The 22,104-nt window shown below is 49.7% G+C and carries 15 protein-coding genes; 6 read left to right on the top strand and 9 right to left on the bottom strand.

The window, feature by feature from the left end:
* The coding region (locus K384_RS11290; RefSeq protein WP_211245250.1) for a protein kinase domain-containing protein at positions 1–1,882 on the top strand (1,882 nt) is incomplete at its 5' end.
* 261 nt (positions 1,883–2,143) lie between these two features.
* Here the strand turns inward: K384_RS11290 and scpB are convergent.
* From scpB to K384_RS11265, 5 genes are all read right to left on the bottom strand, one after another.
* A complete protein-coding gene (scpB, locus tag K384_RS11285; protein WP_038032479.1) occupies positions 2,144–2,716 on the bottom strand; it encodes an SMC-Scp complex subunit ScpB in 573 nt (190 codons plus the stop codon).
* A 135-nt stretch (positions 2,717–2,851) separates the two neighbouring features.
* Complete coding sequence (locus K384_RS11280; protein ID WP_038032477.1) at positions 2,852–3,241, bottom strand: TraR/DksA family transcriptional regulator; 390 nt, start codon at positions 3,239–3,241, stop codon at positions 2,852–2,854.
* Between the two features lie 429 nt (positions 3,242–3,670).
* Entirely contained in the window at positions 3,671–3,943 is a 273-nt protein-coding gene (rpmA, locus tag K384_RS11275; protein ID WP_038032466.1) for a 50S ribosomal protein L27, read from the bottom strand.
* 18 nt (positions 3,944–3,961) lie between these two features.
* On the bottom strand, positions 3,962–4,273 hold the full coding sequence (gene rplU, locus K384_RS11270) for a 50S ribosomal protein L21 (RefSeq protein ID WP_038032465.1): 312 nt from the start codon (positions 4,271–4,273) through the stop codon (positions 3,962–3,964).
* 141 nt (positions 4,274–4,414) lie between these two features.
* A complete protein-coding gene (locus K384_RS11265; RefSeq protein ID WP_038032463.1) occupies positions 4,415–7,927 on the bottom strand; it encodes a methylmalonyl-CoA mutase family protein in 3,513 nt (1,170 codons plus the stop codon).
* 182 nt (positions 7,928–8,109) lie between these two features.
* Between K384_RS11265 and K384_RS11260 the strand changes: the two genes are divergently transcribed.
* Together K384_RS11260 and K384_RS11255 are read left to right on the top strand one after the other, a co-directional pair.
* The gene (locus K384_RS11260; protein ID WP_038032461.1) at positions 8,110–9,105 is read left to right on the top strand and encodes a sugar phosphate nucleotidyltransferase; all 996 of its coding nucleotides are present in this window, start codon (positions 8,110–8,112) and stop codon (positions 9,103–9,105) included.
* Positions 9,106–9,129: 24 nt separating this feature from the next.
* Positions 9,130–10,806 (top strand): M3 family oligoendopeptidase, encoded by a 1,677-nt coding sequence (locus K384_RS11255; RefSeq protein ID WP_038032459.1) that lies wholly within the window; start codon positions 9,130–9,132, stop codon positions 10,804–10,806.
* 60 nt (positions 10,807–10,866) lie between these two features.
* Here the strand turns inward: K384_RS11255 and K384_RS11250 are convergent, their stop codons facing one another.
* The 4 genes from K384_RS11250 to K384_RS11235 all read right to left on the bottom strand — a co-directional run bounded on the left by K384_RS11250 (position 10,867) and on the right by K384_RS11235 (position 17,347).
* Positions 10,867–12,186: a bifunctional folylpolyglutamate synthase/dihydrofolate synthase gene (locus K384_RS11250; RefSeq protein ID WP_038032457.1), complete on the bottom strand. Its 1,320-nt coding sequence runs from the start codon at positions 12,184–12,186 to the stop codon at positions 10,867–10,869.
* Positions 12,186–13,547: an NAD-dependent succinate-semialdehyde dehydrogenase gene (locus K384_RS11245; RefSeq protein ID WP_038032455.1), complete on the bottom strand. Its 1,362-nt coding sequence runs from the start codon at positions 13,545–13,547 to the stop codon at positions 12,186–12,188. Before K384_RS11245 ends, K384_RS11250 begins: the two co-directional genes overlap by 1 nt.
* Before the next feature lie 188 nt (positions 13,548–13,735).
* Positions 13,736–16,783: an amidohydrolase family protein gene (locus K384_RS11240; protein WP_038032452.1), complete on the bottom strand. Its 3,048-nt coding sequence runs from the start codon at positions 16,781–16,783 to the stop codon at positions 13,736–13,738.
* A gap of 30 nt (positions 16,784–16,813) precedes the next feature.
* Entirely contained in the window at positions 16,814–17,347 is a 534-nt protein-coding gene (locus K384_RS11235) for a DinB family protein (RefSeq protein WP_051633356.1), read from the bottom strand.
* Positions 17,348–17,686: 339 nt separating this feature from the next.
* On the opposite strand from K384_RS11235, the gene dnaE reads away from it, so the two are divergent.
* From dnaE to K384_RS11220, 3 genes are all read left to right on the top strand, one after another.
* Complete coding sequence (dnaE, locus tag K384_RS11230) at positions 17,687–21,208, top strand: DNA polymerase III subunit alpha (RefSeq protein WP_038032449.1); 3,522 nt, start codon at positions 17,687–17,689, stop codon at positions 21,206–21,208.
* A 131-nt stretch (positions 21,209–21,339) separates the two neighbouring features.
* The gene (gene trxA / locus K384_RS11225) at positions 21,340–21,669 is read left to right on the top strand and encodes a thioredoxin (protein WP_038032447.1); all 330 of its coding nucleotides are present in this window, start codon (positions 21,340–21,342) and stop codon (positions 21,667–21,669) included.
* Between the two features lie 160 nt (positions 21,670–21,829).
* The gene (locus tag K384_RS11220; RefSeq protein ID WP_038032445.1) at positions 21,830–22,021 is read left to right on the top strand and encodes a cold-shock protein; all 192 of its coding nucleotides are present in this window, start codon (positions 21,830–21,832) and stop codon (positions 22,019–22,021) included.
* Positions 22,022–22,104: the final 83 nt, after the last annotated feature.

Here is a 22,104-nt window from a genome sequence, read left to right as displayed (position 1 = left end):
CTTCAACGAACAGGGACAATTCACCGGATTCCTCATGCCCAAAGCCGAAGGCGTCGAGCTCGAATACCTCTGTTCACAAGACTTCGAACACTATCCCGAATTTCAGGAGCATGCGTGGAGAAAGTTTTACTTCTCCCACCCCATGGTGGCATACTACCGCCTGCGCACAGCATTCAATATCTGTGCGGCCGTGCATGCCTTGCATCAAAAAGGATATGTCATCGGCGACCTCAAACCCGTCAATATCTTTGTATTGCCCAACGGTCTCATTTCCATTGCAGACCTCGACAGCATACAAATACACACAAAGGAAGGACACTTCCCTTCCATGGCAGTCACGCCGGAATATGCCCCGCCCGAAAGCAAAGACATGGAAGTGGGCGACTTCAAAAATGAAGGCTGGGACCGCTTCAGCCTGGCTGTTATCCTCTATCGTTTTCTTGTGGGCATTCATCCTTTCACCGGTACACTCAAGCCGCCTTACGACAAGCTCACCACCTATGAAGAACTCATCCGGCACGGCTTGTATCCCAATGGCTCACGCAAAGACTTCTTCGAGGTGATACCGCCTACCCACCAACGACTGTTTACGCTCTATCCGCCGGCAATAGCCAAAACTTTTGAGTGGGTATTCGACAGCTGTCTCTTCGAGCCGGACAAACGTCCTTCCGCCCTCGAATGGTGCCGGCTACTGAAGTTGAAAGCAAAAGCACCGAAGAAAACAAAAACGTCACCAACTCTACAGAAGCGCAATCCCCCACAACATACTGCAATACAAACACTTAAACATATACAAGAAATTGTTTTCAGCAATGGAAAGATAAATGCCGCTTTGCTGCTGCTTTTGAGTGTCTTGTATTTTAGCAGGCTATACAAGGGTAGCCTATTTAAGCTTTGGTTGAGCGTCGAAGTAATGGATAGCATACTGCTGTTGTGTCTTCCATTGACCTGTATCAGTGTGCTTGCCATATTGTATCAAACCTTATTTAGCGGCATTACATACACAAAAACACAAGCTTCCTACCCTCTTACCGGATTTATAGACCGGATAGTATATCGCCTGCCTTCTTTCTGGCTTTCGTTTGCGCCGGCTTATGCGCTTTTAAACCATACAGCTAAACATGCCCGGAAGTACCCTTTCACCCCCGTTTCTGCTTATTCGCTTTTTGGGGCAGTGCTCATATCCGGCGTTGGTACATTCATTAACATAGTAGCGGCTCTCAGCGATTCATGGGCTTGGCTCATAGATATGGCAGCCGTGACTTTTATACTCTTACGAACCGAAAAACTGCTGCTTTCATGGCTGGTGCCGTCCCAAGAAATTGCCCTTGTACAGGCTCCCCGGAAGCACCTGCTGTCGATGTTCACCCTAAGCGTTCTTCACGGCATGGCATTTCTCTTCCTTTTTTACGGAGGGTTCATGCTGCTTAGCGATCACCTATTACCCGCTTCCCTTAAAGGTGTAGCCAACAGCTTGGCTACCGGCATACTATCGCCACTTGCCTGCTTCTTATCTATATGGGTGCTTACTCTTTTGGTCAAAAGAAAGGAACGAAGTAAAGAACGTATGACGCTAAACCGTTATCTTATCAACAGCAGCCATTTGACGCTGTTTCTTGCTGCACAAGCACTTTATCTTTTATTTGTGCCACCATCTGTAGGCGAATGGACGCTTGCAAGTGCCGAACATCCTCATGTAATCATCGTAATCATCGAAAGTATCTTAAATGCGGGCTTACCTGCATTTAAAATCACCCTGATGAAACTGGGTCCCATGGCAGTAAGCGTCGCTTTGTTTTCAGCCTTATCCTCATCCATCATACCGGCAGAAGAGCAACAGCCCAAAGAGGTCTTAAATAAAGGAACCGTCATTCAAAGATAATTTTCCCAATTATATCAACTCCACTCTTTCAGCTCTCACGGTGTGAAACGTGACTTGTCATTTCGAACGGAGCGTAAGCGTAGTGAGAGCTCTCATCACGCCATGCAACAAAATAGATTTCTCGTATGCGCCCGAAATGACAAAAAAGAAAAGCTTCAAAAAAATAAATCTCATCTATTTTTAGCTTACACTCTCAAAATAAAAAGGCGGACGAATACCCGCCTTCACTTTTTATCGTGAAAAAAACAAATACTTTTCCGTTTAGTCGTCTTGCTCTTTGCCTATTTCCAAGCCTTCGCCTTCTTCTGCCTTCAAGTCTTTAGGTTGGGGCAGGTCTTTGAGGCTGTTGATGCCGAAGTAGTCCATAAATTTGTCACTGGTGCCGTAAAGCAAGGGACGCCCTACGGTATCAGCTTTGCCTTTGATAACAATCAACTCTTTTTCCAAAAGCTTTTGAATGGCATAGTCACAGTTCACCCCTCTGATTTGCTCTATTTCGCCTTTGGTTACGGGCTGCCGGTAGGCAATGATGGCCAAGGTCTCCAGAGCCGACTTGGAAAGGCGTTTTTTTGATTGCTGCTTCAACAAAATGCTGATGGAGGCCTGATAAGCGGGCTTGGTCAGGAATTGATAGCCACCTCCACTTTTGTAAACCCCAAAAGGATAAATGTCGGCTTCGTATTTTTCTATGATGCGCTGTAGTGTTTCTTCTATTACCCTCAACTCTATGTCGGCATCAAACATTTCTGTCATGCATTGCCGTATTTCTTCTTCGGTAATGGGCGAAGGGGCACAAAAAATAAGTGCTTCTATATGGTTCTGCAAGAAGTCCATAGACTCAGCGGCTTTGAATGAGAAAGCAAAATAAAGGAAAAAACACAAAAGCAAAAGCCGCTGTTTTCCTTTGTGGCAGGAAATACACAGCGGCTTCCATGTATTGACAAGGTACAAACTTAATAAGCGTTGTTGTTAATCTTTGTTCAATTTGGCTTCAATGGAGTGTTGCGTATGCGGCACAATGCGCAGGCGCTCTTTGGGAATAAGCTTGCCTGTATCAACACAGATACCATAAGTGCCGTTTTTAATGCGCACCAAAGCCATCCTCAACTGATTGATAAATTTCTGCTGGCGTGCTGCCAACTGGTTGATGCTCTCCTTTTCGAGCGTATCGGCGCCATCTTCCAGCAGGTTGAGATTCCCCCCCTCGGTATCGCTGGTGCCTGCGTCGTCCAATTTCATCATCGAACGCTTCAGCTCTTCCAATTCAGCCTCTGCCTGACGCAGTTTTTGCAAAATCAGCTCTTCGAACTCCTTCAATTCCTCGGGAGAGTAGCGGGTTTTTTCCTTTTTATCAGCCATAATGCATGTATGTTTGCGTTCTTGGATGCAAATATAAAACAAGTTTTTGTTTAAAAAACCATTTGTTTTATAAAATAAATCCAAACGAAATTTTAACACAGTATTAAAAAAGCAAAATTAAAAACAACCGTTTCTTTACAAAAAGAAAAAAGATTCAAAACAAAATGGTAAACACACGTACCAACCAGATGTTATATTTTATCTGTTTACGGCAAAAAAACAAGTTTTTACTCCTGCTGCCGCTTTAATTTCAATGCCTTTCCGGAGAAGGAATGCACAAAATTGATTTTTTGTTTTTCACTCTTTTACGCAAAACTAAATTCAAAAGTTGAAGAGAATTTTTTTTTATCACCTTCACCCGGTAGAAATAAAAAAAGCCGCCTGTGGAGGCGGCTTTACTACTAATATTGTGCCTTCAAGCTACTTGGCTTAGTTGGCATCCTTAGAAACAGGTTCTACATACACATAAGACTTCTTGTCGAAGCCTTTGCGCTTGAAGCGCACGATGCCGTCAACCAATGCAAACAGGGTATGGTCTTTACCCATGCCTACATTTTGCCCCGGGTGATGCTTGGTGCCACGCTGACGAACAATGATGTTGCCCGCCTTCGCAAATTGACCACCATATATTTTCACACCCAAGCGTTTGCTTTCTGATTCACGACCGTTCTTCGAACTACCGACACCTTTCTTGTGAGCCATAATTCTTTCGTTTTAAAATTATTTTACAATATCTACAATCTGCAGTTTCGTCAAGTACTGACGATGACCGTTTTTGCGTCTGTAGCCTTTACGACGCTTTTTCTTGAAGACGATGATTTTTTCGCCTTTCAAGTGTTCCAATACTTTGGCTTTTACCTGGGCGCCTTCTACTATGGGGGCACCTACGGACACAGCGCCGTTATCATCTACGAGCAACACCTTGTCTATAGTCAATTCCTCGCCCTCTGCGTTGGGCAAGCGGTGCACGTAGATATAACGGTCTTTTTCTACTTTGAATTGCTGTCCCGCTACTTCAATGATTGCGTACATGTTCGTTTCGTTTTTTTAGACCATTACAGGGTCGCAAATATACAACCTATTCCACTCAATACCAAACCGGAGATGCTTTTTTTAAAAAGCCGGGAGCAAGAATATTTGTCTTTTGCCCCCGGTGCTTTTCTTCTTTTGTCGTTACATGTTGCGACGATACTGCCCCCCTACTTCATAGAGTGCGTGGGTCATTTGTCCTAAGGAACACACCTTGGCTGCTTCCATAAGCGCCTCGAAAACGTTGCGGTTTTCCACGGCTGTTTCTTGCAGCATTTTCAATGCCTTTGGTGCCGCTTCTTTGTTGCGCTCTTGGAAAGCACGCAGGCTGTTAATGGCAAACTCTTTCTCTTCTTTACTTGCCCGCACCACCTTTTCGGGTATATCGGTAGGTGAGCCTTCGGGGTCAAGGAAAGTGTTCACGCCCACGATGGGCAACTCGCCGCTGTGTTTCTTCATTTCGTAATACATGGACTCATCTTGTATCTTGGCACGCTGATACATGCGCTCCATGGCGCCCAGCACGCCCCCACGTTCCGAAATAGACATGAACTCCTTCAATACGGCTTGCTCTACCAAGTCGGTAAGCTGCTCTATGATGAAAGAGCCCTGCAGCGGGTTTTCATTCTTAGCCAAGCCCAATTCAAGGTTGATAATCAACTGAATAGCCACTGCGCGGCGCACACTTTCTTCGGTAGGCGTCGTAATCGCCTCATCATAAGCGTTGGTATGCAGCGAGTTGCAGTTGTCATAAATGGCATAGAGCGCCTGCAGGGTGGTGCGTATGTCGTTGAAAGCGATTTCTTGTGCGTGCAACGAACGCCCCGAGGTCTGAATATGGTATTTCAGCTTTTGGCTGCGCTCATTGCCGCCGTACTTATATTTGATGGCTTTTGCCCAGATGCGCCGTGCCACACGCCCCAGCACCGAATATTCGGGGTCCATGCCGTTCGAAAAGAAGAAAGACAAATTGGGCGCAAAGTCGTCGATGTGCATGCCGCGGCTCAGGTAATACTCCACATAGGTGAAGGCATTCGACAAGGTCAGCGCCAGCTGCGTAATGGGGTTGGCGCCCGCCTCGGCAATATGGTACCCACTGATGGACACCGAGTAAAAATTGCGCACCCGGTGATCGATAAAGTATTGCTGTATGTCGCCCATCATGCGCAGGGCAAACTCGGTAGAGAAAATGCAGGTATTTTGCGCCTGATCTTCTTTCAAGATATCGGCTTGCACGGTACCACGCACTTTCGAGAGCGTGTCCGCTTTAATTTTTTCATATACTTCACGCGGCAGCACTTCATCGCCGGTCACGCCCAGCAGCATCAAGCCCAAGCCATTGTGTCCATGCGGCAACTCGCCGTTGTAATAGGGACGCGGCACGCCTTTTTGGCGGTAAATCTCATCGATTTTGCGCTGCACTTCTTCTTCCAAGCCATGCTGCTTGATGTAAAGTTCGCACTGCTGGTCGATGGCGGTGTTCATGAAGAAAGCCAGCATCATGGGAGCCGGTCCGTTGATGGTCATCGAGACGGACGTTTTGGGGTCTGCCAGGTTGAAGCCGGAATAGAGCTTCTTGGCGTCGTCCAGGGTGGCCACACTCACGCCCGAGTTGCCTATTTTCCCATAAATATCGGGGCGGTAGTCCGGGTCTTCGCCATAAAGGGTCACACTGTCGAAAGCGGTTGACAGGCGATGAGCCGGCATGCCTTCACACAGAAAATGGAAGCGTTTGTTGGTGCGCTCGGGACCGCCCTCGCCGGCAAACATACGGGTAGGCAGCTCACCGGTACGCTTCAATGGGAACACTCCCGCCGCATAGGGGAAGAAACCGGGGGCATTTTCAGTAAGCAGCCATTTCAAAATATCGCCCCAGTCTTTGTATTTGGGCAAAGCCACCTTAGGAATGCGCGTACCCGAAAGCGAAGTAGTATAAAGGTCTTGCTCTATGACTTTGTCGCGCACCCGGAACTGGTATTTGTCTGCTTGGTAACGCTTCACCATTTCGGGCCACTCTTGCAACAGACGCTTGCACTCGGGGTCCAGCTTCTCTTCCAGCTCCCGGTACATTTCAATGAGGTCTTTGAGGTATTCGGGCTCGCCCTGCTCGTATTGTATTGCCTGCACCACGCCCTCGTTTTCTTCTACCTCTATCACCTTCTTGCCTATGTTGGCACGCAACTGCTCAATGGTACCTTTGAGCTGATACATACGGCGGGCTATCTCCGACTGCTCTTGCACAAAGCGGTCGTAGCGCTCGCTGGTCTCGCATATTTCGGCAAGGTAACGCACCCGGTCGGGCGGTATGATATAGACCTTTTTCGACATGCCTTCGGTAATCTCGAAGTCGGAGCGCAAATGTTCGGCACCGGTTTTTTCTACAATTTTATCCATCAGCTTGCGGTACAACACGTTGGTGCCGGGGTCGTTGAACTGCGAAGCGATGGTGCCGTAAATGGGCAATTCCTCATCGGGCACATCAAAAAGCATGTGGTTGCGCTTGTATTGCTTGCGCACGTCGCGCAGGGCATCGAGCGAGCCGCGCTTGTCGAATTTATTGATGGCAATCACATCGGCAAACTCGAGCATATCTATTTTTTCGAGCTGCGTGGCTGCCCCATATTCGGCAGTCATCACATACAAAGAGACGTCCGAATGGTCCACAATTTCGGTGTCGGACTGCCCAATCCCTGAGGTTTCTACAATCACCAAATCGTAGCCCGCCGCCTTGCATATGTCGATGGCATGCTGCACATGCTGGCTCAAAGCAAGGTTGGCTTGGCGGGTAGCCATTGAGCGCATATATACGCGCGGGTTGTGGATGGAATTCATACGGATACGGTCGCCCAACAAAGCACCGCCGCTTTTCTTCTTCGAGGGGTCCACGGAAATGATAGCAATGGTGTGCTCTTCGAAGTCGAGTAAATAGCGGCGCACCAACTCATCGACCAGCGAAGACTTACCGGCACCGCCCGTGCCCGTAATACCCAAAACGGGGATTTTCTTTTGAGCCGCCTTCTGCCGGATGGTTTCTTGTATCTCGCTGTAATCTTCGGGGGCATTTTCAGCCACGGTAATCAGGCGGGCAATCACGCGCGAGTCTTTGGTCTCTACATTTTCCACCAAATATTGCAGGTCTTGAAAACGTGCCGAAGGGTCATGCTCTTCGGTGTCATCGGCACCGGCAGCTGCCAACCGTTGGCGCTTGGCTTTGGGAATATAAGTGGGGAAGTCGGCTTTTTTGAGCACATCGTTGATCATGCCCTGCAAGCCCATGGCCCGCCCGTCGTCGGGATGATAGATGCGCGTAATGCCGTAGCGGTGCAGTTCTTCTATCTCGGAAGGCAAGATGGTCCCCCCACCGCCTCCAAATATTTTAATATTCACCTCCCGCTCCTTCAGCAAATCATACATATACTGAAAGAACTCCATGTGCCCCCCTTGATAAGAGGTAACGGCAATGCCTTGCACATCTTCCTGAATGGCACACTCCACGATTTCCTGCACCGAGCGGTTGTGTCCCAGGTGAATCACTTCGGCGCCCGATGCCTGCATAATACGGCGCATCAGGTTGATGGCGGCATCGTGCCCGTCGAAAAGGGAAGCCGCTGTTACCAGGCGTACATGGTTTTCCGGTTTATAAGGTTTGGTTTCCACAGACTTACACTTTTTAAGTAACTACACTACACAAAAACTCTTTAAGAATAGTACAAAGTTAAGTTTTTTTTATACAATATGAACACAGAATACAAAACAAAGGTGTTATGTTTGCCGGCATTTCGTCAAATGCATGATAATAGTTATTATATTGCCTGTTGTTTGTCATTTTTAGGAAAACTATGAAAGTAGTCATACCGGTAGCGGGCATAGGCTCGCGGCTTCGTCCACACACCCACACGCAACCCAAGTCTTTGGTGCCGGTAGCCGGCAAACCCCTGCTGGGGCACATTATAGACAGCCTGCTGGAAGAGGGCTTGCAGGACTTTGTATTCATTATCGGCTACCTGGGCGACAAAATAGAGCTGTTTATTCGTGAAAGCTATGAAGGCAAGCTCAATATGACTTTCGTGGTGCAGGAACCACGGGAAGGGCTGGCACATGCGCTTTGGGTTGCCAAAGACCTGCTCATTCAGGAAGAGCAAATATTGGTTGTTTTGGGCGATACCATCGCACACCTGAACTGGAAAGCGCTGTTGAGCATGCGCACCTCGGCGGTAGGTGTTAAAAAAGTATCGCAGCCGGGGCTGTTCGGCATTGCCGAAACCGATGCCAACGGGCGCATTTTGCGCTTGGAAGAAAAACCCAAAATACCGAAATCCAACCTGGCGCTGGTCGGTATTTATAAGCTCAAAAACCTGCCGTTGCTTTTCGAGTGTATCCAGTATTTGATAGAGAATCAGCTCAAAAACCGCGGTGAGTACCACCTGACCGATGCCCTGCAGCGCATGATAGAAAAAGGCGAAGAGATTTACGCCCTGCCCGTGCGCCATTGGTATGACTGCGGAAAGAAAGAGACCATTCTCGAAGCCAATGCCATCTTGTTGAACCAAAGCAAGTATAAAACCGACCTTCCGCACTTTCCCAATACCATCATCATTCCGCCGGTTAGTATTGGCGAGAACTGTAAAATCAGCAATTCCATCATCGGCCCCAACGTAGCCATCGGAAATGACGCCATAGTGCAGTCATCCATCATATCCAACTCCATCATTGGCTCCTTCAGCCACCTCGATTATGTGGTTTTACACGACTCCATCATAGGCAACGACAGCGCCCTCAAAGGGCTGCGCCAAAGCCTGAACATAGGCGACAACACGGAAATCAACTTTCAATAAACAAACGTTCAAACATATCATAACATGGCTCAGTTTGTGGACAACATAGATACGCGCTCTGCCGAAAGCATCATTCCTTACTATGAAGACCTGCTGCGGCGCCCCATAGAGAGCCTCGAAGCACTGAAGCGCTGGTTCAGCGACCGCAACGAGCTGGAAGCCCAACTGGCCGAAGCCATGGGCTGGCTTTATATCCGTTACACCTGCAACACCGCCGACCAAGAAGCCAAGCAGGCATTTGAGCAATTTGTGGAAGAAATTCAACCCGTCAGCTTGCAATACACACAAAAGCTCAACCGCAAGGCTTTCGAATCGCCTTTTATCAACCGGTTAAAAGAAGAACCGGCTTACGACATTTATATCAGACGCCTGCGTAAGCAAATAGACCTCTTTCAGGAAAAAAACATTCCGCTTATTACAAGAGTGCAGGTACTGCAACAGGAATATGGCAAAATAGCCGGCAGCATGACCGTGCACATCGACGGCAAAGAATTGACCCTGCAGCAAGCGCAAGACCTGCTTTTTGACCCCAACCGGAACAAGCGGGAAGAAGCCTATGTAAAGATAGCCGAAAGGCGCCTGAAAGATCGCAAAGAGCTGGACGAACTGCTGGACGAACTGCTGGCGCTGCGGCATCAGATAGCTACCCAAGCCGGTTATGCCAACTACAGGGATTATATCTGGGATGAGCTGTGCCGTTTCGATTACACGCCCGGCGATTGTCTGCAGTTCCACGAAGCCGTGGCACGCCATGCTGTTCCCCTGCTCGATGCCTTGGCCGCCGAACGCCAACAGCAAATGGGTGTAAGCAAGCTCAAACCCTGGGACTGGAAAGCCGACCCGCTGGGGCGCCCTCCCTTGCATCCGTTTAGCGACGAAAAGGACTTGATAGAAAAGACCAAAGCCTGCCTGGAACAAACCCATCCTTTCTTTGCCGAATGTCTGGAACGCCTCCGGGAAGCCGGTCACTTGGACCTCTCTTCCCGGAAGAATAAAGCCCCGGGGGGCTATAACTACCCTTTGCCGGTCTCGAACTTGCCCTTTATTTTCATGAATGCCAGTGGCAACCTGCGCGACGTGACCACCTTGCTTCATGAAATGGGGCATGCCGTGCATTCTATTTTGATGGCAGACCTCCCCTTGGCTGCCTTTAAAGAAGTGCCTTCCGAAGTGGCAGAGCTTGCTTCCATGAGCATGGAGCTCATCACCATGCCTGCATGGGATGTGTATTTGCCCCAAAAAGAAGACTTAGAGCGTGCCTACGCCTTCCAAAAACAAGAAATAATAGAAACGCTTCCGTGGGTGGCCTGCATCGATGCCTTCCAACATTGGCTTTACACGCACCCCAAACACAATCATGAACAGCGGCGTAAAGCATGGCACGACATATACACCCGCTTTCATGACCACCTCACCGACTGGCACGACCTCGAAGAATATCATGATTACTTCTGGCAAAAGCAGTTGCATATCTACGAAGTGCCTTTCTATTACATAGAATACGGCATTGCCCAGCTGGGTGCTCTCGCTCTATGGAAGAACTATCAAGCAGACCGGAAGCGAGCGCTCCAAGACTATATGAGTGCCTTGAAACTGGGATATACACGCTCTATTGCAGACATATACGCCACAGCAGGCATACGCTTCGATTTTAGTGAAGCGTATATACGGCAAGTGCTTGAGGTTGTACAAGACATGTAATTCAAACAAGAGCGGCAAGCGCACCCAATTAGTAGAGTGTGCTTGCTGCCTTCCTTGCTTTCACTCAAAAAGTGCTTCGGGCAGCTCTGCCAAAATAAAATGACTGCCTGCCACCACTATCAGTTCGCCTTCTTGGTAGTCGTGCATGGCAGCTTGCAAAGCCTCGTTCACCGAAGTATAGGCACGCGCCTCTAAAGCCTGTTTTTGCAATTCGGCTGCCAGCTGTGTTGCCGCTAATGCGCGTGGCGACCGGGCAGCGCAGCAGTAGTAAGAAGACTTTGCCGCAGGCAAGCAAGAAGCCAAAAGTGGCAAGTTCTTATCGGCAGCCAATCCTATGACCCAACGGCAATGTGCAGGCCGCATCTGTTCAATCTGGCGGCACAACGCCCGTATGCCTTCTTCATTATGTGCGGCATCTGCAAAAACAAGGGCTTGTGTACGCAAGCGCTGCCAACGCCCTTTCAGACGAAAAACAGACAAACACGCCCCCTTGCGAAAAGCGGCTTGGGCTTCTTCATTGCGCCCTTCCGTGGTCATCCACTCTTTGAAAGTCACCCAGGCGGTCAACAAATTGTCTGCCTGATAAGCGGCTGTCAGCGGGGTTTCAATATCGAAACATGCTGTGTGGTCCTGAATGGTTGCCCGGCGCCTTCCGTCAGCCAAGAAAGCGCCCCATGCCACTCCGGCTTTGTCTTCTGCCCACAACAAGCGTGCTGCTTGCCCGGCAGCTTTCTCTTCATACACGGCAGTGGTTTCTGCTTGCCGGCACCCAATCACCACCCGCATTCCTTTTTTGATGATACCGGCTTTTTCGGCAGCAATTTGTGCCAAAGTATCGCCCAAAAATTGCTGATGGTCGAGAGCTATGCGGGTAATTACGCCCATTTCAGGCATTAAAATATTGGTGGCATCCAAGCGTCCGCCCATGCCCACCTCCACTACTGCCACATCTACTTCTTGCCGGGCAAAAAAATCAAAAGCCATCAGCGTGACCCATTCAAAAAAAGTGGGGCGAAAACGCTCTACCAAGGCATGGTGGCGGTTCACGAAGTCCAACACAAAGGCAGCAGGCACTTCTTTGCCATCGACCCTGATTCTCTCGGCAAAGCGGTGGATATGGGGCGATGTAAACAAGGCTGTTTTGTAACCTGCTGCATACAGGGCATTGGCTAACAAATGCGCCACACTGCCTTTGCCATTGGTGCCGGCAATGTGGATGGCACGAAAGCGGCCTTCGGGATGCCCCAGCAGCGCCGCCATTGCTTCCATGCGCTCCAAGCCGGGCTTATAAGCAGCGGCGCCTTGTTTCTCAAAAAGAGGCAGTTGCCCGTAAAGCCAAGCCACTGCCTCTTCGTAATGTTCAAAAGGTGGTTTTTTCATCAAGCTATCCACAGGGTTTGTATGTTCACGAATTCGCGGATGCCAAAGATAGACAATTCCCTGCCATAGCCCGAATGCTTCACGCCCCCAAAAGGCAAGCGCGGGTCCGACTTCACAATGCCATTCACAAAGGCGCATCCTACTTCCAGCTGTTGCGCCAGCTGCTCCCCTTTCAGCGTGTCGGCAGTCCATACAGAGCCGCCCAAACCATAAGCCGAGCGGTTGGCAAGCTGCAGCGCTTCCTCTGTAGAAGAAGCTTTGATGAGTGCTGCCACCGGTCCGAACAGCTCTTCATCGAAGGCGGGCATGCCGGGCAGTACGCCGGCCAGCACGGTGGGCTCGTAGCAAGCACCGGGGTGCTCCATGGGCTTGCCTCCCAAAAGGCAGGTAGCACCTGCTTTTATGCTCGCTTGCACCTGGGCATGCAATTCATCGCGCAGGTCATGGCGCGCCATGGCTGCATAGTCGGTGGCCTCGTCTTCCGGCTTACCGAAACGCAGTTTGCGCATATGTTCGACAAAGGCTTCCGCAAAAGAATCATAAATGCCGGCATGAACAATAAACCGCTTGGCAGCAATACAAGACTGTCCGTTGTTTATCATACGGGCTTGCACTGCCTTAGCTGCCACGGCTTCTATGTCCACATCGGGCAACACAATGAAGGGGTCGCTCCCGCCCAACTCCAGCACTGTTTTCTTCAGACACTCGCCGGCCACAGCGGCCACTTTGCGTCCGGCTGCTTCGCTGCCCGTAAGTGTGACTGCCCGCACCTTGTCATGCCGGATAACCGCTTCTACTGCTCCGGCACCGATGAGCAGCGTTTGGAAAATATGTTCCGGGAAACCGGCATCTACAAACAGTTTTTCTATTGCCAACGCACACTGCGGCACATTGGACGCATGCTTGAGCAAAGCGGCATTGCCTGCCATCAGCGAAGGGGCTGCAAAGCGAAATACCTGCCAAAAAGGGAAGTTCCAAGGCATGACAGCCAACACCACCCCCAAAGGGGCAAAACGCACATAACTGCGAGAGGCGTCGGTACGCACCACTTCTTCGGTCAAGAACTGCCCGGCATAGGTGGCATAATAATCGCATACCCAGGCACATTTCTCCACTTCGGCAATGGCTTCGCGCCGGACTTTGCCCATTTCAACTGTCATAAGTTGCGCCAGGGATTCTTTCCGCTCACGCAGCAAATCAGCCACTTTACGCATCAGCCCGGCACGCTCGTCAAAAGAGCGGCGGCGCCAATCAAGAAAAGCTTCATGGGCTTGGTTTATCTTCTGCTCTATGCGCCCGGCATCTTCTGCTTCGTACGTTGTCAGTACTTCGTTGTTATATGGGTTGCGTGATTCTATCATGACCTTTTGTTTTGTTTTGAAAAGAAAGCTACACGCTTTTTACCTAAAAGCCAAATAAGACTGTCCACTTCCTGCCGCAAAAAGCAGCTGTGGAAACACCTTTTTCCGTCTTTTAAAAAAGGAAAAAACAAAACCGCCTTACGATGCTCGCAAGGCGGTCTGGCAAAGGCTTGAAGCTATATGCCTGTTTAAAAGTCCAAGAAGTTTTCTTCCAGGTCTTCGCAATGGAAGTCTTTATGCGGGCGATGCCCTGCTTTTTGGGTGGAAGCGCCTCCGTTTTTGGCTTCTATCATCTTTTGAATCAAGCGTGCACGCTCTTTTGCAATGAATTCGCGCAGTTGTTTGTCTTCTTCCATGTCATACATCAGGCGCCCATCAACAAAGGTCTTTTCTGCTTTGGCGTAAATAGACAAGGGGTGGTCTGACCATATCACCAAGTCGGCGTCTTTCCCTACTTTGATGCTCCCCATGCGGTGGTCAAGATGCAAGAGCTTGGCAGGGTTTAAAGTCACCATTTTCAGGGCTTCTTCTTCACTCACGCCCCCGTATTTTACTGCCTTGGCTGCTTCTTGGTTCAGGCGGCGCCCCATTTCGGCATCGTCGGAATTGATGGCTACAGTCAGACCTACTTTGTGCATGATGGCGGCATTGTAGGGGATGGCATCTTTTACCTCGTTTTTATATGCCCACCAGTCGGCAAAGGTAGAAGCCCCGGCACCGTGTGCTTTCATCTTGTCAGCTACTTTGTAGCCTTCCAGAATGTGCGTAAAGGTATTGACACGGAAGCCAAAACGCTCAGCCACACGCATGAGCATGGTAATTTCGGAAGCTACATAAGAATGGCAGGTGATAAAACGCTTTTTATTAAGAATTTCAAGCAGCGTTTCCAGCTCCAGGTCGGTGCGTACCACTTTTTTGCCTTTGCTCTTGGCTGCTTCTTCTTTTTCTTTTTCATACTGAAGCGCGCGGGTGAAGGCATCGACCATCACCTGCTCCACGCCCATACGCGTTTGAGGATAGCGGATGCGGTAATCGTCGCCCCAGTTGCTTTGTTTTACATTTTCGCCCAGCGCAAACTTAATGAAGCCGTCTGCCCCTTCTATCAACATTTGTGCCGGTGCCATGCCCCAACGCATTTTGATGATGGCTGACTGCCCACCTATGGGGTTTGCCGAGCCATGCAACAGCTGTGCGGCAGTAACGCCCCCCGCCAACTGACGGTAAATGTTTACGTCTTCGGAATTGACGGCATCGGCCATGCGCACTTCCGCCGAGATGGCTTGCCCGGCTTCGTTCACGCTAAACAAGGCAATGTGTGAGTGCTCATCAATGATACCGGGCGTTAGGTGTTTGCCCGCTGCATCGATGATTTTGGCACCTTTAGGGGCTTTCAGCTCCTTGCCTACGGCAGCTATTTTGCCGTTTTGAATCAGCACGTCGCCTTCTTGAATGATGCCTTCGGCTTCGTTGGTCCACACCACCGCATCTTTGATAAGCACGGTTTCTTGTGGTGGCAGCTGCGCACGTCCATAGGCTACAAAAGGATAAATCACTTCGCCTGCTGCCTGCTCTTTCTTCTCTTCCTCTTCTGCCTTTTTCTCTTTTTCTTCTTTTTTCTCTTCTTTTTCTTCTGCCGCGCCTTGGTAACGGGCTACCCATTCAAACCATTTGCCTTCGGCATCTTGCCCTTTCCCTTCCAACGCTTTGTCTTTAATCCATCCGGTCAAACGATACAAGGTGGCTGCCTCGCCACTTCCCAAGGTGAAGTACAGTGTAAGCAAATCGCCTTGGCGCTGCACATTGACTTTGGTGTCGGTGGTGTCGCCTTCGGCACGCAGGCTCATTTGTGGGGCATGGGGCTTGCCTTTAACCGTCAGGCTTAACTTCTTGCCGTTCATTTCCAGCTCATACTTGCCGGCAATGGGCTTCAGGCTCATGTCTGCCAACACATGGCGCTTGCCCTGCACCCAGTTTTCATAAATGGTGGTTTCTTTGTCGAATATTTCCCCTGAAGTAATGAGGAAATTAGCCCAGGCGCCGGGCTTCAAAACGCCCAGCTCGTTTTCCACCCCCAGCAATTGAGCCGGGCGGTAAGTCAAGGCTTTCAGGGCTTCTTCGGGCGAGAGACCTGCCTCTATGGCTTTTTGCACCTGCGCTATGAGGTCTTCGGCTTTGTCGAGCCCTGCTGCCGTGAAAACAAAAGGAATGCCTGCCTGCGCCAAACGGGCGGCATTCGACGGCGCCAACTCCCAGTGTTTCATTTGCGCCAGCGTTACCAGCTGTGCGTCGGCGGGGTCGCTCACGTCATAGGGCTTGGGGAAGTTGAGCGGTACAATAAAAGTAGCCCCGGTTTGCTTCAATTCATTCAGGCGCATATATTCATCGCCTGCCCCCTTGATAATATATTGCACACCGAACTCATCGCCTATCTTGTCGGCAGTCAGAGCCTGCAAGCGGTGCTCTACCTCGAAAATAGCAGGCAGGTTGCGCTGGCGGTTAAAAGCCTCGAGCGTAAGGTTGTGCTCTTTGTTCAGCTCTTGGCTTTTGGCATACCAGTCGGCATCGTAGTACACTTGGCGAATGAGCGCCACCATGCCCATCAAGGAAGTGGGATAATCCTGCTGACTGCTGCCCCGTTGAAAGGCAAAATGCGTGGAAGCGCGCTCTTTTAAAATAGAGAGGTGCTCTTCGCCTTCCCCTGCCAGGCTGACCAAAGCCCCGCTGCCACGCACAATGCCATCAGGATAGTGCGTAAGCACGGCACCGAAGCCGGCTTTTTTCAGGCCTTCTGCTTCTTTCGCTTTGTTTACAAACATGGAAGCCGCTTCTTGCTCGGCGCGCACGGCTTCGTTCCAATAATAGGCGCCCTGCTTCGAAGATTCGATCTGCGGTCCTCGGCGCCAGGGGCGCTCTTCTACCTTGGGCATGCCATAGTGCGAATACAAATCAATAAACGAAGGATAGACGTGCTTGCCTGCCAAGTCGATGACTACGGCTTCTTTTGGCACAGACACCTTTTTTCCGGCTGCAATGATCCGCCCTTGACGTATCAAGAGCGTGGCGTCTTCTATCTTGGTGCGGTAGTCGAGCCACAAGGTGGCATGCGTAAAGGCATACAATCCTTCTCTGGGCTCTGCCACGCCGTTGCGTGGTTTGGTCTGTTGCGCTTGGCTGTAGTGCCCTGTTATGGACCACAGCCCCAAAACCAACAAGAAATAGATAAAAATTCTCTTCATGAGCTTCCGTATTATGTTTTCTTGTAAACGTTATATAACAGGTAAATATTTTTCTTTGAGTACGTTCACATGATGGATGGCATGGCCTGCCACAACGGCACAAAGGGCCAAGACACTCACCTCCACCCCATTGGCTATGCCACGCCGGGCAAGCACAGTTTCATCGAAGCTTTCAAACAAACACATATTGGCATGGCGCAAATGGTTGAATTCATCGAGCAGTGAGCGCATAGAACGGCGCGCAAACTGTGCTTCTGCCACATAGTCGTCTTCATCGAAACCGGGCAAAGTTTGCTTTTCGCCACGGGCAATGCACATAGCCCTGTAGCTCATCACACGCTCGGCATCAATGATGTGCCCCAGCACCTCCTTGATAGACCATTTGCCGGGTGCATAGGCATAGGCAGCCTGCTCGTCGGTCAGGTTGCCCAACAAACGGTTCACTTCCTCCCGGTTCTTGCGCAGGCTCAACAACAGGTCATCGTCTAAAAGCTGTATGTAATGATGGTATTGCTGCCCCCAGTCAGTTATGCGAATACGGGAAGTGCGAAGTGTATGCTCCATGATGAAATATTTTTGGCGTTTGATTCGTTAAGATAACGAAAGTCGCCTAATCTGCAAGCATGAAACTTTCACGGCTTGCTCTTCGTTAATAAGAACGAATCTAAAAAAGAAGCAGCGCATCAACTGTTTCATTTTTCAGTTGGTTTTTCATAATTTTTTGGAAAAAAGCTCTCTGCTCTGCGGGGGGCTTTTTTGTTTTGTGCCTCTCAAAAAATACGCTTCAGCTCAAAATTTCGTACTTTTGCCTGTTCCTATAAAGCCAAGTATCTTTACCCCTACGCCGGCACTTTTCTCTTCATTGTCTGAGTACCCGTATTCACCAAAAGCAAGCTGTAAGCCATGTCCGATATTATCCCTTTTATCCACTTGCACTGCCACACACAATTCTCACTGCTCGACGGCGCCACACGCATCGAAGACATGATGCGCAAAGCCAAAGAAGACGGCATGAAAGCCGTGGCACTCACCGACCACGGCAATATGTTCGGGGCGTTCAAGTTTGTGGCAGAAGCTCACAAACAAGGTGTAAAGCCCATCGTGGGCTGCGAATTTTACTTGGTGGAAGACCGGCACAAAAAGCAGTTTTCCCGGGAAGAAAAAGATGTACGCTACCACCAATTGCTGTTGGCCAAAAATGCGGAAGGCTATAAAAACTTGTCAAAGTTATGCTCCTTGGGCTTCATTGAAGGCTACTACTCGAAATACCCGCGTATAGACAAAGAGTTGATTGTAAAATACCACAAAGGGCTGATTGCCACTTCTTGCTGTATCGGTGCCGAAATTCCGCAGACTATCCTGCGGCAAGGCGAAGCAGCGGCCGAAGAAAAACTCAAGTGGTGGATCGATGTTTTTGGCGATGATTTCTATATAGAACTGCAGCGGCACCACCTCGAAAACATCGATGGCACGGGCATTTCCCAAGAAGACATCAACCAGACTTTGTTGCGGTGGGCTAAAAAATACAATCTCAAGGTCATTGCCACCAATGATTCGCACTACCTCGACCAAGACGATTGGAACGCCCACGATATTTTGCTGTGTATCAACACCGGTGCCAAGCAAAGCGACCCCAAGGGCGAAGGTAAGGGCATGCGCTTTGCCTTCCCCAACAACGAATTTTATTTTAAGACCCAAGCCGAAATGAACCGGCTCTTTGCCGATGTGCCGCAAGCGCTCGACTTCACCAATGAAATTTATGACAAGGTAGAGACCCTGCAGCTCAAGCGCGATATCTTGATGCCGCACTTCCCTATTCCGCCCGGTTTCAAAAACCAGGACGAGTATCTGAGGCACTTAACTTTCGAAGGGGCGAAACGCCGCTACGGCACCATTACCCCCGAGATAGAAGAGCGCATCAACTACGAGCTCAACATCATTCAAAACATGGGCTTCTCGGGCTATTTCCTCATCGTGCAAGACTTCATAGCTGCGGCCCGCCAATTGGGCGTTTCCGTAGGTCCCGGACGGGGGTCGGCAGCCGGCTCGGTAGTAGCCTACTGCACCGGCATCACCAATATAGACCCCATTCGTTACAACCTGCTTTTCGAACGATTCCTGAACCCGGAACGTGTATCCATGCCCGATATAGATGTGGACTTCGACGATGAAGGACGGCAACGTGTCATCGATTACGTGGTAGAGAAGTATGGATGGAACCAAGTGGCGCACATCATCACCTATGGCACCATGGCCGCCAAAATGGCTGTGCGCGACGTAGGGCGTGTGCTGGAACTGCCTCTGCAGGAAACCGATGCTTTGGCAAAGCTCATCCCCGACAAGCCGGGCACCAAGCTGCAAAAGGCTATAGAAGAAACCCCCGAGTTGAAAGAAATATACAACAGCAACGACCTGAAAGCCAAGGTACTGCGCGAAGCGTTGGTACTCGAAGGCTCGGTGCGTTCTCGGGGCGTGCATGCTGCCGGCATCATCATTGCCCCCGGTGACCTGACCGACTATATCCCCGTTTGTACGGCACAAGATACCAACTTGCTGGTCACTCAGTTCGATGGCAAGGTGATTGAAGATGCCGGGATGTTGAAAATGGACTTTCTCGGGCTCAAGACCCTTACCATCATCAAAGATGCCCTTGCCATGATCAAGAAAAACAAGGGCATAGACATTGACATAGACCACATTCCCTTGGATGACCCCAAGACCTTCGAGCTCTATCAAAATGGCGAAACCATTGGCACTTTTCAGTTCGAGTCGGAAGGTATGCAAATGTATTTGCGGCAGCTGAAGCCTACCAACATAGAAGACCTCATTGCCATGAACGCCCTTTACCGGCCGGGGCCCTTGCAGTTTATTCCGGTGTATATACGCCGAAAGCATGGCAAAGAGCCGGTGGAATACCCTCACCCGCTGCTGGAACCCATCTTGCGCGACACCTTCGGTATCATGGTTTACCAAGAGCAAATCATGCAGGCGGCGCAGGTCCTTGCCGGCTATACGCTGGGCGGTGCCGACCTGCTGCGGCGCGCCATGGGGAAAAAGAAAAAAGAAGAGATGGACAAGCAGCGCGCCATCTTTGTAAAAGGCTGTAAAGAGAAAAACAACATACCCGAAGAAAAAGCCAATGAAATCTTTGACGTCATGGCGAAGTTTGCCGAGTATGGCTTCAACCGCTCACACTCGGCAGCCTACTCGGTCGTAGCCTACCAAACGGCCTATTTGAAAGCCAACTACCCGGCCGAATACATGGCGGCGGTGCTCACCCATAACATGAGCAACATCGACAAAATCAACTTCTTCCTTGCCGAATGCCGCCGCATGGGACTCGAAGTACTCGGTCCCGATGTCAATCAAAGTGATGTGCACTTTGTGGCTGTCAACGACAAAGAAATTCGTTTCGGTCTGGCAGCCATCAAGGGCGTAGGCGAAGCCGCCGTGCGTTCCATCATCGAAGAGCGCAGTCAGCATGGTGCTTTCAAAGATATTTTCGACTTTGTGCGCCGCGTCAACCTTTCACAGGTCAATAAAAAAATCATGGAAGGCTTGGCACTGGCCGGCGCTTTCGACTGCTTCGGTTTAGACCGCAGCCAATATTTTCACGAAGAAGACGGACAAAGCTATATAGAAAAGCTGCTGCGCTATGCCAACGCCTATCAGGCCGAGAAGCTGAAAGCACAACAGTCTATCTTTGGCGACATGCAGGGCGATGTAGCGCTGCCCCCACCCAAAGCCCCCCAGTGCGAGCCGTGGGGCGCCGTGTATAAGCTAAAAAAAGAAAAAGAAGTGGTGGGCTTCTATCTGTCGGGGCACCCCCTCGATATGTATGAGCTGGAAGTAAAACACCTTTGCAACAAGCGCTTGGACGAGCTGGCAGAGTATAAACCCCAAAACAATGGGCACAGTGAGCCCATTCGCATTGCGGGCGTAGTTACCGAGGTGAACCGCCGGCAGGGCAAAAATGGCAACCCTTTCATGATTTTCAGCATAGAAGACTTCCACGGAAGCCTGCAAATAGCGCTTTTTGGCAAAGACTATGCACAGTTTATGCCTTATGTAGAAAATGGTCAGCTGCTTTATATCGAAGGAGAAATGCGCCTGCGCTACAACAGCCAAGACCAATGGGAGTTCCGACCCAAAAAAATGGAATTCCTCAGCGAGTTGCGCAATCAGGCATGGAAAGGCATCCGCCTGCTCATTGATTTGGACAACTTCGACCCGGATACCCTGCCCAAGCTGGAAAAACTGGCACAAGATTACGCCGGCGACAAATGGATGGAAGTGCATTTGTTTGACCCCAAAAAGCAAATCAGCGTGCCTGCTTTTTCTAAAAAATACAAACTGTCGGTAAGCAAGCATCTGCTGGATTCGCTCAATCGCCTGCCGGGCATCAAAGCCCTGCCCGTGCATTGAAAATAGTCAGCCGGCTGACAGACGCATATAGGCTTTTATGCTTATCTTTGAAGAGCAAAACAAAAATTAAACTCTTTTCATGTGTTCTGTGTTTAAAAAGCGTTTAACAACCATTTAAATATTCTATTGTCATGGGAAAAGCTTTAGAAATTACCGAAGCAAACTTCAATGAAATTGTGAATGGCGACAAGCCTGTATTGATTGATTTTTGGGCCAGCTGGTGCGGACCTTGCTTGATGTTGGCACCCACTATAGAAGAGCTCGCCGGCGAATATGAAGGAAAAGCAGTCATCGGCAAAGTGGATGTAGATGCCAACCCCAACCTGGCAGCTCAGTTTGGCATTCGCAGCATTCCTACCTTGCTCATCTTCAAAGGTGGCGAAGTAGTTGACAAGCAAGTGGGCGTAGTACCCAAGACTGTACTGGCTCAAAAGCTGGATGCTGTCGCTGAAAAAGTATAAGTGGTCGTTGTGCCCCCCTTTCGATACGCGCAAAAGAGCATGAGTGAAGAAATTTTGCTCATGCTCTTTTCTTTTTCACAAAAAAACAGTCGCTCAATTTGCCGGATTAAAAAAAAGCCGTACCTTTGGTTTATTGTTTCATAATTATCTATTATCAATCATGTACAAAGGTATTGTAAAATTCTTCAATGAAACCAAAGGTTATGGTTTCATTCGTGACCTCGAAAGCGGTAAGGAATATTTTGTTCACGTTACCGGTCTTATCGACGAAATCAAGTCGGATGACGAAGTAACTTTCGACTTGCAAGAAGGTCGCAAAGGAATGAATGCTGTGAATGTTCAGTTAGCGTAACACATAAGAACACCGGCATCAAAGCCCTGCTCATGAAGAGTGGGGCTTTTTTGTTGCCCGGACATCAAGTGTAAGTAAAAAAT

Source organism: Thermonema rossianum DSM 10300 (assembly GCF_000426825.1).
Taxonomy (GTDB): domain Bacteria; phylum Bacteroidota; class Bacteroidia; order Cytophagales; family Thermonemataceae; genus Thermonema; species Thermonema rossianum.
The sequence above is the reverse complement of the archived record's forward strand: the minus strand, read 5'-3'. Positions and strand labels throughout refer to the sequence as shown.

What these genes read in the sequence shown, in the direction of transcription:
- scpB (WP_038032479.1), bottom strand. Translation starts at nt 2,716, where the DNA reads ATGGACTTCTTGCAGAACCATATAGAAGCACTTATTTTTTGTGCCCCT.
- K384_RS11280 (WP_038032477.1), bottom strand. Translation starts at nt 3,241, where the DNA reads ATGGCTGATAAAAAGGAAAAAACCCGCTACTCTCCCGAGGAATTGAAG.
- rpmA (WP_038032466.1), bottom strand. Translation starts at nt 3,943, where the DNA reads ATGGCTCACAAGAAAGGTGTCGGTAGTTCGAAGAACGGTCGTGAATCA.
- rplU (WP_038032465.1), bottom strand. Translation starts at nt 4,273, where the DNA reads ATGTACGCAATCATTGAAGTAGCGGGACAGCAATTCAAAGTAGAAAAA.
- K384_RS11260 (WP_038032461.1), top strand. Translation starts at nt 8,110, where the DNA reads ATGAAAGTAGTCATACCGGTAGCGGGCATAGGCTCGCGGCTTCGTCCA.
- K384_RS11255 (WP_038032459.1), top strand. Translation starts at nt 9,130, where the DNA reads ATGGCTCAGTTTGTGGACAACATAGATACGCGCTCTGCCGAAAGCATC.
- K384_RS11250 (WP_038032457.1), bottom strand. Translation starts at nt 12,186, where the DNA reads ATGAAAAAACCACCTTTTGAACATTACGAAGAGGCAGTGGCTTGGCTT.
- K384_RS11245 (WP_038032455.1), bottom strand. Translation starts at nt 13,547, where the DNA reads ATGATAGAATCACGCAACCCATATAACAACGAAGTACTGACAACGTAC.
- K384_RS11240 (WP_038032452.1), bottom strand. Translation starts at nt 16,783, where the DNA reads ATGAAGAGAATTTTTATCTATTTCTTGTTGGTTTTGGGGCTGTGGTCC.
- K384_RS11235 (WP_051633356.1), bottom strand. Translation starts at nt 17,347, where the DNA reads ATGGAGCATACACTTCGCACTTCCCGTATTCGCATAACTGACTGGGGG.
- dnaE (WP_038032449.1), top strand. Translation starts at nt 17,687, where the DNA reads ATGTCCGATATTATCCCTTTTATCCACTTGCACTGCCACACACAATTC.
- trxA (WP_038032447.1), top strand. Translation starts at nt 21,340, where the DNA reads ATGGGAAAAGCTTTAGAAATTACCGAAGCAAACTTCAATGAAATTGTG.
- K384_RS11220 (WP_038032445.1), top strand. Translation starts at nt 21,830, where the DNA reads ATGTACAAAGGTATTGTAAAATTCTTCAATGAAACCAAAGGTTATGGT.